At 62.7% G+C, this 14,110-nt stretch carries 13 protein-coding genes and 3 pseudogenes; all 16 read right to left on the reverse strand.

What is annotated here, in order from left to right:
- Positions 1 to 39: 39 nt before the first annotated feature.
- Positions 40 to 435 carry a DUF4845 domain-containing protein gene (locus tag G4G28_RS15485; RefSeq protein WP_182988943.1) on the reverse strand — a complete coding sequence of 132 codons (396 nt, stop codon included), beginning with the start codon at positions 433 to 435 and terminating at the stop codon, positions 40 to 42.
- A 26-nt stretch (positions 436 to 461) separates the two neighbouring features.
- The gene (lepB, locus tag G4G28_RS15490) at positions 462 to 1,379 is read right to left on the reverse strand and encodes a signal peptidase I (protein ID WP_182988944.1); all 918 of its coding nucleotides are present in this window, start codon (positions 1,377 to 1,379) and stop codon (positions 462 to 464) included.
- Positions 1,376 to 3,169, reverse strand: a complete 1,794-nt coding sequence (lepA, locus tag G4G28_RS15495) for a translation elongation factor 4 (RefSeq protein ID WP_182988945.1) — start codon at positions 3,167 to 3,169, stop codon at positions 1,376 to 1,378. The genes lepB and lepA overlap by 4 nt, the downstream gene beginning before the upstream one ends.
- A gap of 329 nt (positions 3,170 to 3,498) precedes the next feature.
- Positions 3,499 to 3,702: a glutaredoxin family protein gene (locus G4G28_RS15500; protein WP_229425642.1), complete on the reverse strand. Its 204-nt coding sequence runs from the start codon at positions 3,700 to 3,702 to the stop codon at positions 3,499 to 3,501.
- A gap of 59 nt (positions 3,703 to 3,761) precedes the next feature.
- Positions 3,762 to 5,227 (reverse strand): annotated as a pseudogene (locus tag G4G28_RS15505) (DegQ family serine endoprotease).
- A gap of 316 nt (positions 5,228 to 5,543) precedes the next feature.
- Positions 5,544 to 5,846, reverse strand: coding sequence for a sigma-E factor negative regulatory protein (locus G4G28_RS15510; RefSeq protein WP_183107559.1), 303 nt, complete (start codon positions 5,844 to 5,846; stop codon positions 5,544 to 5,546).
- A 167-nt stretch (positions 5,847 to 6,013) separates the two neighbouring features.
- Positions 6,014 to 6,616: an RNA polymerase sigma factor RpoE gene (rpoE, locus tag G4G28_RS15515; protein WP_182988948.1), complete on the reverse strand. Its 603-nt coding sequence runs from the start codon at positions 6,614 to 6,616 to the stop codon at positions 6,014 to 6,016.
- Between the two features lie 195 nt (positions 6,617 to 6,811).
- The gene (locus G4G28_RS15520; protein WP_182988949.1) at positions 6,812 to 7,297 is read right to left on the reverse strand and encodes a hypothetical protein; all 486 of its coding nucleotides are present in this window, start codon (positions 7,295 to 7,297) and stop codon (positions 6,812 to 6,814) included.
- A 101-nt stretch (positions 7,298 to 7,398) separates the two neighbouring features.
- Positions 7,399 to 8,646, reverse strand: a complete 1,248-nt coding sequence (fabF, locus tag G4G28_RS15525; protein ID WP_182988950.1) for a beta-ketoacyl-ACP synthase II — start codon at positions 8,644 to 8,646, stop codon at positions 7,399 to 7,401.
- Between the two features lie 27 nt (positions 8,647 to 8,673).
- Positions 8,674 to 8,913 carry an acyl carrier protein gene (gene acpP / locus G4G28_RS15530; RefSeq protein ID WP_020653257.1) on the reverse strand — a complete coding sequence of 80 codons (240 nt, stop codon included), beginning with the start codon at positions 8,911 to 8,913 and terminating at the stop codon, positions 8,674 to 8,676.
- A gap of 191 nt (positions 8,914 to 9,104) precedes the next feature.
- Positions 9,105 to 9,843: pseudogene (fabG, locus tag G4G28_RS15535) on the reverse strand (3-oxoacyl-ACP reductase FabG).
- Between the two features lie 37 nt (positions 9,844 to 9,880).
- Positions 9,881 to 10,823, reverse strand: a pseudogene (gene fabD, locus G4G28_RS15540) (ACP S-malonyltransferase).
- Positions 10,824 to 10,937: 114 nt separating this feature from the next.
- A complete protein-coding gene (locus tag G4G28_RS15545; RefSeq protein ID WP_182988953.1) occupies positions 10,938 to 11,918 on the reverse strand; it encodes a beta-ketoacyl-ACP synthase III in 981 nt (326 codons plus the stop codon).
- 28 nt (positions 11,919 to 11,946) lie between these two features.
- Entirely contained in the window at positions 11,947 to 12,969 is a 1,023-nt protein-coding gene (gene plsX, locus G4G28_RS15550; protein WP_182988954.1) for a phosphate acyltransferase PlsX, read from the reverse strand.
- A gap of 197 nt (positions 12,970 to 13,166) precedes the next feature.
- On the reverse strand, positions 13,167 to 13,349 hold the full coding sequence (gene rpmF / locus G4G28_RS15555; protein ID WP_028104096.1) for a 50S ribosomal protein L32: 183 nt from the start codon (positions 13,347 to 13,349) through the stop codon (positions 13,167 to 13,169).
- A 184-nt stretch (positions 13,350 to 13,533) separates the two neighbouring features.
- On the reverse strand, positions 13,534 to 14,031 hold the full coding sequence (locus tag G4G28_RS15560; RefSeq protein ID WP_182988955.1) for a DUF177 domain-containing protein: 498 nt from the start codon (positions 14,029 to 14,031) through the stop codon (positions 13,534 to 13,536).
- Between the last annotated feature and the right edge of the window lie 79 nt (positions 14,032 to 14,110).

The raw sequence follows: 14,110 nt of genomic DNA on the forward strand, positions 1-14,110 counted from the left end.
GATGAGCACGCCGGTGCGCCTGCACCGGCGTGCGGCGAATCACTCGGCCTTGGCCGCCACCACGCCGCTCGGGTCGGTGGTGCCATCGTAATCGATGACGATGGAGATCCGGTCGGTGAACGGAATGCGCTTCTCGTAGGCGAAGCTCAGTTCCGGGGTGTCGCCATCGCGGGTGATCACGACGTCCTGTCCGCGGACGGCTTCGACGTTGTTGACTTCCGCGTACTTGTCGAAGGTCTTCTGCATGTCGCGCACGGTACCGCCCGCGGCCTTGGCCCGGACGATGCCGTCACGCACTGCGCGAAATTCGATATAGGACGGAATGATCTTGATCGCGACCACGGCGAAGGCGGACAGCACCGCCAGCACCAGGATCAAGCCGGTCAGGGAAATGCCGCGCTGCCTGCTGAATAAAACCTGTTTCGGTTGCTGCATCGTTTCTCCTTGGCGAAGCCGGGGCCTTACTTGATGCCGCCGATGCGCTTCGGATCGCCGAAGTTCATCCAGACCAGGAAGGCCTTGCCGACAATGTTTTTATCCGGAACAAAACCCCAGTAACGGCTGTCCGCGCTGTTGTCGCGGTTGTCACCCATCATGAAATAGTTGCCCTTCGGTACGATACAGGTAAATTTGTCGTAGGAATAGTCGCAGGCCTCGCGGTTCGGGAAATTCTCGACGGCACCCAGGTCGAAGGGACGGCGCGATTCCGAATTCAGGATACGGTGTTCGGCACCCGGCAGCTTCTCGATGAGCTGCTTGTGGTAGACCGGGCGTTCGTCGTCGAGGTAGTCGTCCAGCGGCGTGTAGTCGACCGGCTTGCCGTTCACCGTCAGGCGCTTGTTGTCATAGACGATGGTGTCGCCCGGCACGCCGATGACACGCTTGATGTAATCCTGGCTCATGTCCTTCGGATACTTGAACACCATCACGTCGCCGCGCTGTGGATCGTTGATCTCGATGATCTTCTTGTTGATGATCGGCAAGCGGATACCGTAGGTGTATTTATTCACCAGGATCAGGTCGCCGATCAGGAGCGTCGGCACCATCGAGCTCGACGGGATCTTGAACGGCTCCCACAGGAAGGAACGCAGCACGAACACGAGTGCGATGACGGGGAAGAAACTGCCGGAATACTCGATCCAGGTCGGCTGGCGCAGGTTGGCTGCCTCGATGGCCGCGCGATTCGCGTTATTGTCGACCTTGATGCCGTTTGCCGTCAGCTTGGCATTGCGGGCATCGTATTCGGCCAGCGCCGCATCGGCCGCGGCGCGGCGGCGCCTGGCCAGTACGAAAACGTCGAGACACCAGATAAGGCCCGTGACCACCATGGCCACGAACAGGATGAGCGCAAAATTCCCCAGGATCGGTTGCAGGTTCATTTATCTTCCACTTGAAGGATGGCGAGGAAGGCTTCCTGTGGAATCTCCACCGAACCAACCTGTTTCATGCGTTTCTTACCGGCTTTTTGTTTCTCAAGCAGTTTCTTCTTACGGCTGATGTCGCCGCCATAGCACTTGGCCAGCACGTTCTTGCGCAGCGCCTTGACGTTTTCGCGCGAGATGATGGTGGCGCCGATCGCCGCCTGGATCGCCACGTCGAACATCTGGCGCGGAATCAGTTCGCGCATTTTTGCCGCCACCTGGCGTCCGCGGTAAGGTGCGTTGGCGCGGTGCACGATGATGGCCAGCGCATCGACCTTCTCGCTGTTGATCAGCATGTCGACTTTCACGACGTCGGCGGCGCGGTTTTCCTTGAACTCGTAGTCCATCGAAGCATAGCCGCGCGAGGTCGACTTCAGGCGATCGAAGAAGTCGAGCACGATTTCCGCCATCGGGATTTCGTAGTGCAGTTTCACCTGGCGGCCATGGTAGGCCATGTCCATCTGGACACCACGCTTGCCGTTACACAGCGTCATCACCGAGCCGACATATTCCTGCGGCATGTACAGGTTGACGTCGACGATCGGCTCGCGCACTTCGTTGATCTTCGACGGTTCCGGCATCTTCGACGGGTTGTCGACGCGGATGATGGAGCCGTCGCGCATCTCGACTTCGTACACCACGGTCGGGGCCGTCGTGATCAGGTCCATGTCGAATTCGCGCTCGAGGCGTTCCTGCACGATTTCCATGTGCAGCAGGCCCAGGAAGCCGCAGCGGAAGCCGAAGCCCAGCGCCTGCGACACTTCCGGCTCGTACATCAGGGCGGCGTCGTTCAGTTTGAGCTTTTCCAGCGAGTCGCGCAGGGCGTCGTACTGGTTCGCTTCCACGGGGAACAGGCCGGCGAAGACCTGCGGCTGGACTTCCTTGAAGCCCGGCAGCGGCGCGGGTGCCGGACGGTTCGCCAGGGTGACGGTGTCGCCCACCTTGGCGGCGGTCAGTTCCTTGATGCCGGCGATGACGAAGCCGACCTGGCCGGCGGAGAGGGTGGGCAGCGAGACAGAACGCGGCGTGAACACGCCGATGTTTTCCACCAGGTTCACCGATTCGGTGGCCATCAGCAGGATCTTGTCTTTCGGACGCAGCGTGCCGTTCACCACGCGCACCAGCATCACGACGCCGACATACGGGTCGTACCAGGAGTCGACGATCAGGGCCTGCAGCGGTGTATCGACGTCGCCCTTCGGCGGTGGCACGCGTTTGATCAGGTCTTCCAGCACGTCTTCCACGCCGAGGCCGGTCTTGGCCGAGCAGGTGGTCGCTTCCGACGCGTCGATGCCGATGACGTCCTCGATTTCCTTCTTGGCGTTGTCCGGATCGGCGTGCGGCAGGTCGATCTTGTTCAAAATCGGCACCACTTCCACGCCCAGGTCGAGCGCGGTGTAGCAGTTGGCGACCGTCTGCGCTTCCACGCCTTGCGACGCGTCGACGACCAGCAGCGCGCCTTCGCAGGCGGACAGCGAGCGCGAGACTTCATAGCTGAAGTCAACGTGGCCGGGGGTATCGATCAGGTTCAGGTTGTAGGTCTGGCCGTCGCGCGCCTTGTACTGCAGGGCCGCGGTCTGCGCCTTGATGGTAATGCCGCGCTCGCGCTCCAGGTCCATCGAGTCGAGCACCTGCGCGTCCATTTCGCGATCCGACAGGCCGCCGCACAGCTGGATGATGCGGTCGGCCAGGGTCGATTTGCCGTGGTCGATGTGGGCGATGATGGAGAAGTTACGTATGTTGTTCATTAACAAAGCTCAAAACCAAAAAGGGGCGAAACCGCCTGCGCAATACGAAAAAGGCGCTTCGTGTGGGGCTGGTCTTCCCCAGGCGAGCGCCTTCGATGCATCAAAGCTCAACGTGTAAGCCCATGTACCAGGGACCAACGCTTTTCCAAACCAGGCATTTTACCGGATTTCAGGTTAGAAAGCCCGGATTATGAGGGAGGGGTGGCCGGCTGCGGCTGTTTTGTGCCCGAGGGTGGGTTTTGCGAGGGAATAAACCAGAGGACGCAGGGTGGGCACGGGGCGGCTCGGCGGCCACGCCCACCCTGGAGCGGATTGACGCGTCGTCTATCCTACGCGGGGATGCCCGCGAGATAGTTGCGCACTGCCGCCTCGTCGAGGAAGTAATGGCACAGCTCGGGCTCGTCGAGCCGGCCGTACAGCACCGGCACCAGCTCGTCGAAGCGTTCGACCAGGGCCGGGTCGGCATCGACATCGATCACGTCGACCTGGAACGCTGCCCCTGTTGGCGCGAGCGCCTGCAGGGCGGCGAGCATGTCCTCGCACAGGTGGCAGTAGCTGCGCGAGTACAGGGTAAATGGCGGCACCGGCCGGGTCACTTCGCTGCCGCCGGCTTCACGACCAGGTACTGGGTCGCGTTATCGCGCCGCACCAGCACGGCAACGCTCTTCTTCGGATCGAGTTTGGACGCCAGCGCATTGAACTGGGCCGTATCCTTGATCTCGACATTGTTCATCTGCAGGATCAGGTCGCCGGCACGGATGCCCGCCGTGGCCGCCCTGCCCTCGGACGACTCGACCATGACGCCGCCCTCGATGCGCAGCTGGCGGCGCTGCTCCGGCGTCAGGTTCGACACATGCAGGCCCAGCGCATTCGGCGCGCCACCAGCACGGCCTTGTTCGGCTGCGGCTTGGCGGCGGCCGCCTTTTCTTCCTCGAGCTCGACGATCGTCACCGGCACGTCGAGCTGGGCGCCGCGGCGCCAGACGGTGACGGTCGCGCGGGTGCCGACCTTCGTCGCCCCGACCAGGCGCGGCAGGTCGCGGGTGGTGTCGATCGGCTGGCCATTGAAGCGCAGGATGATATCGCCGACGCGGATGCCGCCCTTCTCGGTCGGCCCGCCCGGCTCGACCATCGACACTTCCGCCCCGCGCGCCTTGCCCAGGCCCAGCGACTCGGCAACGTCGCGCGTGACTTCGCTGATCTGCACGCCCAGGCGGCCACGGGTGACGTGGCCCGTCTTCTTGAGCTGGTCGGCCACGCGCATCACCTCGTCGATCGGAACGGCGAACGAGATGCCGTTGTAGGCACCCGACAGGGTCGCGATCTGCGAGTTGATGCCGATGACTTCGCCGCGCATGTTAATGAGCGGACCGCCCGAGTTGCCGGGATTGACGGCGACGTCGCTCTGGATGAGCGGCAGGTATTCGCCCGTATCGCGCGACTTGGCCGAGATGATGCCGGCCGTCACGGTATTGTCGAGGTTGAACGGAGAACCGATCGCGATCACCCACTCGCCGACACGGATCTTGCTCGAGTCGCCGGTGCGCAGGTAAGGCAAATTGGACGCGCTTACTTTCAGCAGGGCGACGTCGGAACGGCGGTCGGAGCCGAGCACCTTGGCCTTGAACTCGCGGCGGTCGGTCAGGGTGACGGTCACTTCGTCGGCGCCTTCGACCACGTGGGCGTTGGTGAGCACATAGCCGTCGTCGGAAATGATGAAGCCGGAACCGACGCCGCGCTGGACCTCTTCTTCCTGCTGCTGCGGCTGGGGCGAGCGCCGGCGCGGAATCGGCTGGCCGAAGAAGCGGCGCAGGAATTCCTGCATCTCTTCCTCGCCCGGACCGCCCTGCCCGAGGCGCACCTTTTCGGTGGTGCGGATGTTGACGACGGCCGGCCCGGCCTTGTCGATCAGGTCGGAGAAATCGGGCAGGCCGGTCACGACCGGGGTTGGCACGGGTGCCGCCGCCAGCGCCGGGGCCGGCAGGGACAGGCCCAGGGATACACCGGCACACGCCGACAACAGGGCCGACAACACTACGCTCGCAGTTTTGCTTGTCATGGGAGTCAAGAGTCAGGGACGGGAATTGACGTTATGGTAAGCCAAAAACCGCCCGCTTGTCGCGCAGGCCGCTGGGATGGCGCGATGGATTGAATGAGCCTGCCGGATCCGAAGGGAGGGCAGCAGCCCAGCCGGCGGAGCCAGCCGCGCCTGCACAGGGCGGCGAGAGCACGGGCAAGGGCGAGAAATGCGCGAAACGCGCAGGGATGGGGAGACGTGGTCTCCGCATCGGCGCGCGGCGGTGCGCATCGATGCGGAGCGAAGGCGCGCGGGGCGGCAATCCGCGGCGCCGGACGCGCGAGTCAGGACGCCTGAGTCAGGACGATGGCGACGATGCGGTCAGGGCCGCCGGCGCGCCAAGCTCGGCCTCGAGGCTGCCGGCGCGCTGGCCGTGCAAGGGCTCGGCGGCAAGGCGCGCAGCCAGGCGTTCGGAAAAGCCGGGGGAAAGGTCGATCGACGCTTGCGCGCGCAGCGTATCGCCGATCCGGTGGTACACTTCCCACGCTTGCTGACCGTCATCGGTGCGCAGGGCAAGGGAAGCCAGTTCGAGGTCTTCCTTCGGCAAGGCGCCGTCGGCAAGAGCTGAAATGTGCTCGCGATTCTTTTTCTTGGTGTCCATCGGTGGTTCCATCACGGTAGCCGTGTGATCAAATATGCCCTGGTTTTAGAACGCCGACCATTCTTCCGCAGCTTGCAGCCGTCTCGCCCCCCCGCGGAGCGATATGTGATTGACGGCGTGCTTGCCGTGGAGCTGCTGTCAGGCGCTCTCAATGCGATCATCGCTACCTACCGACGTTTGTCACCCGGAAAATCGAGCAAAGGCTTCAATTTTTCTGCAATGACTTCGCGTGCGCGAAAAATCCTGCTGCGCACCGTGCCGATCGGGCACGCCATCACTTCGGAGATTTCCTCGTAGCTCAAACCCTCAATTTCTCGCAATACAATCGCTGTCCGCAATTCCAGCGGTAGCGCTTCCATCGCGGCATTGACCGTATACGCGATCTGCTTGCTTGCCAACACCGACTCAGGTGTATTAATGTCGCGCAAGCTGTCCGCATCGTCAAACGCTTCAGCACGTTCCGTATCTGCCTCGGTAGAGGTCGGTGCGCGCCTGCCCTGTGTGACGAGAAAATTCTTGGCTGTATTGATTCCAATTCGATACAGCCACGTGTAAAACGCCGATTCGCCGCGGAAGTGGCGCAATGCCCGGAATGCCTTGATAAAGGTTTCCTGCACCACGTCTTCGGCTTCGGCAGGGTCGTGCACGAGGCGCGACACCAGGCGCATCAGCCTGCGCTGATACTTTGCCACCAGTAGATCGAACGCCCGCCGGTCACCGGCCTGGACGCGTTCAACCAGCAGTTGATCACCCTCGCGTTCTGTCGTCACTGACCGTGTCCCGTTAACCGCAGCAGACCTTGGGGACTCGGACAACCCGCCCTGCGTCGGATATTCAGGAGCCAGACCTGGCGATGCGCGCCGTTTTTATTCTGACTGGCGGGCTCTGTGCCCACACCCAAACTCCTCCCGCTCGCTGGTTTCCCGAGGTGCCCCTTGTCTAAGAGTTGGCCGGCTGCAATAAGTTCAAAGTATTTCGTTCGTCGTTGCCTCAGGCCCAAGGCGCCCGCACAAGGTGCCCACCGCGACCCGCAAGGCCTGAAAATCGCCCGCCGCCAGGCTGTCGCGCAGGACCGGCACCACCCGCGTGCCACCGTGCCCATCGCCCAGCCGGAGCAACATCAGGCGCGGCCAGACCAGCGTTCCGGGCAAGAGCGTGACGACGATGCCATCGGGCGCCACCGGATCGGCTCCCATCTCCTGTTGTACCGTCAGGCGCATCGCACCGGTTCCAGATACATCAATCTGGTGCGGCTTTGTCGCGCTAACGCATCCGTACAGCAAGAACGACGCTGCAAGCAGGAAAAAGGCCGCGCACAAGCCGGGGTAAGCGATGCGCGAAAGCATCGCCGGCACGGCCACCGCGCAGGCGAACTGCAGGAGCGCGAACAGGCCGAGGCAGGCGCGCAGCTGGCGCGACGGTGCCACGTGCACGGACACGGCGATGGACATGAATGAAGGAAATACGGAAGGAAATGCGGAACGCCTGCCGGCGCGCGGGCTGCGGCAGGGTCAGGCGCCCACTCCCTTTGACAGGAGCGGGCGCGGCAGGTTCAAACCTTGGAGAAGATCAGGGTACCGTTGGTACCGCCGAAGCCGAAGGAGTTCTTCACGGCGTAGTCGATGCGCATGTCGCGGGCGGTGTTCGCCACGAAATCGAGATCGCAGGCCGGATCCTGGTTGAAGAGGTTGATGGTCGGCGGCGAGACCTGGTTCTTGATCGCCAGCACCGTGAACACCGACTCGAGGCCGCCGGCGCCGCCCAGCAGGTGGCCGGTCATCGACTTGGTCGAGTTGACGGCCAGTTTGCCGGCGTGGTCGCCGAAGGTCCGCTTGATGCCCTGCACTTCAGCCAGGTCGCCCAGTGGCGTCGAGGTACCGTGCGCGTTCACGTAGTTGACCTGGTCCGGATTGATGCCGGCATTGGCCATCGCCGAGACCATGCAACGGCTTGCGCCGCTGCCGTCTTCCATCGGCGCCGTGATGTGATTGGCATCGGCACTCATGCCGAAACCGACCAGCTCGGCGTAGATCTTCGCGCCGCGCGCCTTGGCATGCTCGTACTCTTCCAGCACCATGACACCGGCACCCTCGCCCAGCACGAAGCCGTCGCGGTCGCGGTCCCAGGGACGCGAGGCCGTTGCCGGATCTTCATTGCGCGACGACAGCGCACGTGCCGAGGCGAAACCGCCCAGGCCCAGCGGCGAAATGGTCGACTCGGCACCGCCAGCGATCATCACGTCGGCATCGCCGTATTCGATCAGGCGGCCGGCAGCGCCGATGCAGTGCAGGCCGGTGGTGCAGGCGGTGACGATGGCCAGGTTGGGACCACGCAGCCCGAACTTGATCGAGAGGTCGCCCGAGATCATGTTGATGATCGACGCCGGCACGAAGAACGGGGAAATACGGCGCGGACCGCGCTTGTCGTACTCGTCCTTCTGTTCCTCGATCCGCGGCAAGCCGCCAATCCCGGATCCGACCATCACGCCGATACGGTCGCGGTTTTCATCGGTCACTTCCAGGCCGGAGTCCTGCAGTGCCTCGATGCCTGCCGCCATGCCGAAATGGATAAACGTATCCATGTTACGGGCTTCCTTGGCGGGAATGACATCCTCGATGTTAAAGCCCTTGACCTCGCCCGCGAAGCGGGTCGAGAACGGCTCGGCATCGAACTTGGTGATATTGGCAATGCCCGACTTGCCGGCCAGCGCCGCGCTCCACGCATCGGCAATGTTATTGCCGATGGGTGAAACGCAGCCCAGTCCGGTAATGACGACGCGGCGGTTGCGTGAACGGCTCAAGCGATTCTCCCGAAAACGAAAGTCAGCTTAGGCCTTGACGTGCGCCGTGGCGTAGTCGATAGCCTGCTTGACGGTGGTGATTTTCTCGGCCTGCTCGTCAGGGATTTCCATTTCGAACTCGTCTTCCAGGGCCATCACCAGTTCGACGGTGTCCAGGGAATCGGCGCCGAGGTCGTCAACGAACGAGGACTCGATTTTGATGTCGGCTTCTGCAACACCCAGTTGCTCAGCGACGATTTTTTTAACGCGTTGTTCGATATCCGACATGTTATGGCTCCATTAGGTATGTGTTGCGGAAAGTGCGCGCATTTTATCAGGTTTGCGCGCTGAAAAACTATTTTCGGCGTCTGACGCTAATTCAGCCGAAACGTCTGTTAAAAGATGAGATTCCACCGGGAACGGATGACCTTATTCTACGATCATACCCGTCCTGTCAGCGCACCCATCAATTCACAGGTTTAATTCATGTACATGCCGCCGTTCACGTGCAGCGTGGTACCGGTGACATAAGCGGCCGTCGGGCCGGCCAGGAAGGCGACCGCATGGGCGATATCCTCGGGCTGGCCAAGGCGGCCCAGCGGAATCTGGGTCAGCAGCGCTTCGTGCTGGCCTTCGCCCAGGCCTTTGGTCATGTCGGTATCGATGAAGCCCGGAGCGACGCAGTTGACGGTGATGTTGCGGCTGCCGATCTCGCGTGCCAGCGCACGGGTCATGCCGGCCACGCCGGCCTTGGCGGCGGCATAGTTCATCTGGCCCGGGTTGCCGGACGATCCCACCACCGAGGTGATGTTGATGATGCGGCCATGTTTGGCCTTCATCATGCCGCGCAGCACCGCGCGCGACAGGCGGCCGACGGCCGTGAGGTTGGTCGCAATGACGCTGTCCCACTCCTCGTCCTTCATGCGCATGGCCAGGTTGTCCTGGGTGATGCCGGCATTGTTGACCAGGATCGAGACGCTGCCGAAAGTCTTTTGCACTTCGTCGATCAGGGCCGTGCAGCGTGCCGCGTCGGTCACGTCGAGGACCAGGCCCTGCCCGCCGAATTCGGCCAGGTAGGCGCCGATGGCTTCGGCGCCGGCGGCGCTGGTGGCGGTGCCGACGACCTTGGCGCCCCTGGCGGGCCAGTTCGAGTGCGATGGCCTTGCCGATGCCGCGCGAGGCTCCGGTGACGAGGGCGACTTGGTTCTGCAGATTCATGTGATTCCTGTTCTTAACGATGACAACGGGTGGCGCTTCACGCGCCCTTGATGCTTTCAAGCACGCGTTCGAGCGAGGCCTGGTCGACCAGCGCGTCGCCCATCAAGACCGGATCGATCCGCTTGGCCATGCCGATCAGCGTCTTGCTCGGGGCGCATTCGATGGTGTGCGTGATCCCGGCGGCGGCCATTTTCTGCATGATCTCGACCCAGCGTACGGGGCCGGCGGCCTGGCGCACCAGGGCGTCCTTGATCGCTTCCGGGTCGGTGGCGATGGCGACATCGACATTGTTGATCAAATCGATGCGTGGCGCATGGAATTCCAGTTTTGCCATGTAGTCGCGCAGGCGGTCGGAAGCAGGTTTCAACAGCGAGGAGTGGAAGGGCGCCGACACCGGCAGTTTCATGGCACGCTTGGCGCCCTTCGATTTCGCCAGTTCGCAGGCACGGTCGATCGCGCCCAGGTGGCCGGCGATCACGGTCTGGGTCGGCTCGTTGAAGTTCACGGCTTCCAGCACCTCGCCCTGCGCTACCTCCTGGCACAGCGCGCGCACCGCGTCGGCATCGATGCCGAGCACGACGGCCATGCCGCCCCCTGCCCGACCGGTACCGCTTCCTGCATCGCCTGGGCGCGGAAGCGCACCAGCGGCACGGCATCCTTGAAGTCGATCACGCCGGCGGCGACCAGGGGGCCGAGTATTCGCCCAGGCTGTGGCCCGCCACCATGTTCGGGGTCGGACCGCCAGCGGCGATCCAGGCACGGTACACGGCCACGGCCGCGGTCAGCATCACGGGCTGGGTATTGGTGGTGAGGTCGAGTTCTTCCTTCGGGCCTTCGGCGATCAGGCGGCCCAGGTCCATGCCCAGGGCGTCGGATGCTTCGCGCACGGTCTGCTCCACGACCGGGTTGCCGGCGAAGCCGTTCAGCATGCCAACCGCTTGCGCGCCCTGGCCGGTAAACAGGAATGCGAATTTGCTCATCTTATTGTTTTCCTTGTAAAAATCGTGCAAAAGCGAACGCAGGCAGCGCGCGCGTGGCGGGCCGCCCTTTCGCGGGCCGCCCTTTCGCGGGCCGCCTGTTCTCCGGTCCGCAACTTACATGCGGGCGAGCACTGCGCCCCAGGTGAAGCCACCGCCGACGCCTTCCATCAGGATGTTGTCGCCTGCTTTGATACGGCCATCGCGCACGGCAAGGTCGAGCGCCAGCGGAATCGAGGCGGCCGAGGTGTTGCCATGCTCGTCGACGGTGACGACCATGCGTTCAATCGGCAGGCCCAGCTTCTTGGCCGTGCTCTTCATGATGCGGATGTTCGCCTGGTGCGGGATCAGCCAGTCGACGTCGGCGGCCTGCAGGCGGGCGGCGTCGAGTACCTCGGCGGCCACTTCCTCGAGCACATGGACTGCGAGCTTGAACACGGCCTGGCCATCCATGTGCAGGAAACCGCTGTTGGCCGCGCCCTGGATGCCAGGCGGAATCGACAGGATGTCGGCATGGGCGCCATCGGCATGCAGGCGGGTGGCCAGCACGCCCGGCTCTTCCGAGGCACTCATCACCACGGCGCCGGCACCGTCGCCGAACAGCACGCAGGTGGTGCGGTCCTCGAAATTGAGGATGCGCGAGAACACTTCCGCGCCGATGACGAGCGCGTTGCGGTACATGCCGGCGCGGATGTAGGCGTCTGCCGTGGCGACCGCGTACACGAAGCCGCTGCACACGGCCTGCACGTCGAAGGCGGCGCACTTGTTCTCGATACCGAGTTTGCGCTGGACGACGCAGGCGGTGCTGGGGAAGCTGCCCTGGAAGTCAGGGGTGGAACTGGCGACAAGGATCAGGTCGATCTCGCCAGGCTGCTTGCCGGCCATCTCGAGCGCGCGGCGAGCAGCCTCGACGCCGAGGTCGGACGAATTCTGTCCGGCCGCGGCGTAGTGGCGCGCGGAAATGCCGCTGCGCGAGCTGATCCACTCGTCCGAGGTTTCGATGCCTTTTTCTGCCAGCTGCGCAGCCAGCTCGTCGTTGGTAATCCTGCGTTCCGGCAGGTAGCTGCCGGTGCCGATGATTTTGCTGTAGACAGTCATTGCGTCTCCACCCTTGGTCAAGCGTGAATCAAACCTGGCGCTGTGCGTCAGGAGTCTCTGGCATGAGTTCGGCGATCATCGCCGACAGTTGCTCTTGTACATTGTATTTCGCCGCATCAAATGAACGTTTGATCGCCCACTCGAAGGCATACGCATTCGCGCCGCCGTGGCTCTTGAACACCAGGCCCTTCAGGCCCAGGAGACCGGCGCCGTTGTAGCGTTCCGGGTTCAGCTTCTTCAGTGCACCGCGGGCGATCAGCGCCCCCAGCATCGACAGCAGGCTGCTCTTGAACACCGACTTCATGTAGCGCGACAGGCCTTCGATGGCTTTCAGCGTGACGTTGCCGACGAAACCATCGCAGACGACGACGTCCGCCGTGCCCTTGAAGATGTCGTTGCCTTCGACGTTGCCGTGGAAGTTCAGGGCGCCGCGTTCGTGGTCGGCGCGCAGCAGGCTTGCCGTGTTCTTCACGACCTCGTTGCCCTTGATCTCTTCCGTGCCGACATTGAGCAGGCCGATGCTGGGCTTGCGTCCTTCCATGGCCGCGAACAGGACCGAACCCATGATCGCGAACTGGTGCAGGTGGTGCGGCTCGCAGTCGACGTTGGCGCCGAGGTCGAGCATGTAGGTCGGGCCGTTCTTCTGGTTCGGCAGGATCGAGCAGATGGCCGGGCGGTCGACGCCGGCCATGGTCTTCAGGACATAGCGCGATACGGCCATCAGGGCGCCCGTGTTGCCGGCCGAGACGCAAGCGGCGGCGCTGCCGTCCTTGACCAGCTCGACCGCAACGCGCATCGAGGAGTCCTTCTTGCGGCGCAGGGCCACTTCGACGGGGTCGTCCATGGCCACCACTTCCGAGGCGTGCTTGATGGACAAACGGGGATTGTTTTCCGCGTGATGTTTCTTGAGTTCCGCGCGCAGCGTGTCTTCGAGGCCGACAAGGATCAGCTCGGCTTCAGGCTGCTGCTTCAGGAAAGAGAGGGCTGCAGGAATCGTAACGGAAGGACCGTGGTCTCCGCCCATGCAGTCGATGGATATTTTAATTGTCATCTGGGGTAATACCGCGGCTCACGCAAGGCGGGCGGCTCGATGCATGCGCCCGATGGCGCCATGCCGGCTTGGAAAGGCAGCCGTGATGCTGCGCAAGAATGTGCAGCCGATAATAACGAAACGGCGAAATAAAAAGCGGCGCCACGCACTCAACATACGTCGCACCGCTTTCATGGTACAGAAAAACAAGACGGCGATTACTCGTCGTTCTTGGTCTTCAGGACTTTGCGACCACGGTAGAAGCCGTTCGGGCTGATGTGGTGACGCAGGTGGGTTTCACCGGTGGTTGGCTCGACTGCCAGGTTAGGTGCAACCAGGAAATCGTGCGAACGGTGCATGCCGCGCTTCGATGGGGACTTCTTATTCTGCTGAACTGCCATGATGACTCCTAATACTAAAGTTCTAAAATTCTAACACATTCGATTTGCAAACAACATGCGCATCGAGTATCCCACCGGCAATCTTACGACCGCCGACCTGTTTGAAACGCTGCCTTGACATACTCGACTGTGCACGCGTTTGACACGTTTCTGACGTACTGCTACTGCAAACTGCTGGAACTGCTTATTCGGATTTCAGGCTCTTCAAGCCCGCGAAGGGCGATACCTTTTCAGACTTCAGTGTGTCCAACAGCGTAGTGTCGGGACATTGCACATGTTTCGGTGCCTGCGGCAGGGCCAGCAGGGCTTCGTCCTCGAGCAGCTCGCGGATATCGGCAGCGTGGCTGCCGACGATCACGTCGATGCTTTCGTCGTCGAGGACCTCTTCCATGCCGTCCGCTTCCTCGTCGTCGCGTCCCAGCACCAGCTGGGTCGACGAATCGATACGGTAATCGAACGGGGTCAGGCAACGCTGGCATACCAGCTGGACCGTACCTGCCACCGACAAGGTCATCGTCGGATAGCCTTGCGGGGTCGTGCCGCCGTCGATCGCCCAGGCGATCTCGCCGCTGGCATTGGCGCAATCGGCGGCGAGGCGGGTCATCTCGGCAACCGGGGTAGTCCCTTCGCGATGGCCGTTGTTACGGCAGAACTCAAAGGCGTCGATGACAAAAGCGCTCATTGCAGAAAACGTCCCCGGAAAACCTGCGATAATAACAGGGTTATCCCCACGCAGTCAAAGACTTGGCGCGTTTTTTTGG

This window comes from Massilia sp. Dwa41.01b (genome assembly GCF_014171775.1).
GTDB lineage: Bacteria > Pseudomonadota > Gammaproteobacteria > Burkholderiales > Burkholderiaceae_D > Telluria.

Coding starts and splice junctions, on each gene's coding strand:
- G4G28_RS15500 (WP_229425642.1), bottom strand. CDS start 3,702: ATGCTCGCCGCCCTGCAGGCGCTCGCGCCAACAGGGGCAGCGTTCCAG.
- lepB (WP_182988944.1), bottom strand. CDS start 1,379: ATGAACCTGCAACCGATCCTGGGGAATTTTGCGCTCATCCTGTTCGTG.
- G4G28_RS15520 (WP_182988949.1), bottom strand. CDS start 7,297: ATGTCCATCGCCGTGTCCGTGCACGTGGCACCGTCGCGCCAGCTGCGC.
- plsX (WP_182988954.1), bottom strand. CDS start 12,969: ATGACAATTAAAATATCCATCGACTGCATGGGCGGAGACCACGGTCCT.
- G4G28_RS15545 (WP_182988953.1), bottom strand. CDS start 11,918: ATGACTGTCTACAGCAAAATCATCGGCACCGGCAGCTACCTGCCGGAA.
- rpmF (WP_028104096.1), bottom strand. CDS start 13,349: ATGGCAGTTCAGCAGAATAAGAAGTCCCCATCGAAGCGCGGCATGCAC.
- G4G28_RS15510 (WP_183107559.1), bottom strand. CDS start 5,846: ATGGACACCAAGAAAAAGAATCGCGAGCACATTTCAGCTCTTGCCGAC.
- G4G28_RS15560 (WP_182988955.1), bottom strand. CDS start 14,031: ATGAGCGCTTTTGTCATCGACGCCTTTGAGTTCTGCCGTAACAACGGC.
- G4G28_RS15485 (WP_182988943.1), bottom strand. CDS start 435: ATGCAGCAACCGAAACAGGTTTTATTCAGCAGGCAGCGCGGCATTTCC.
- acpP (WP_020653257.1), bottom strand. CDS start 8,913: ATGTCGGATATCGAACAACGCGTTAAAAAAATCGTCGCTGAGCAACTG.
- lepA (WP_182988945.1), bottom strand. CDS start 3,169: ATGAACAACATACGTAACTTCTCCATCATCGCCCACATCGACCACGGC.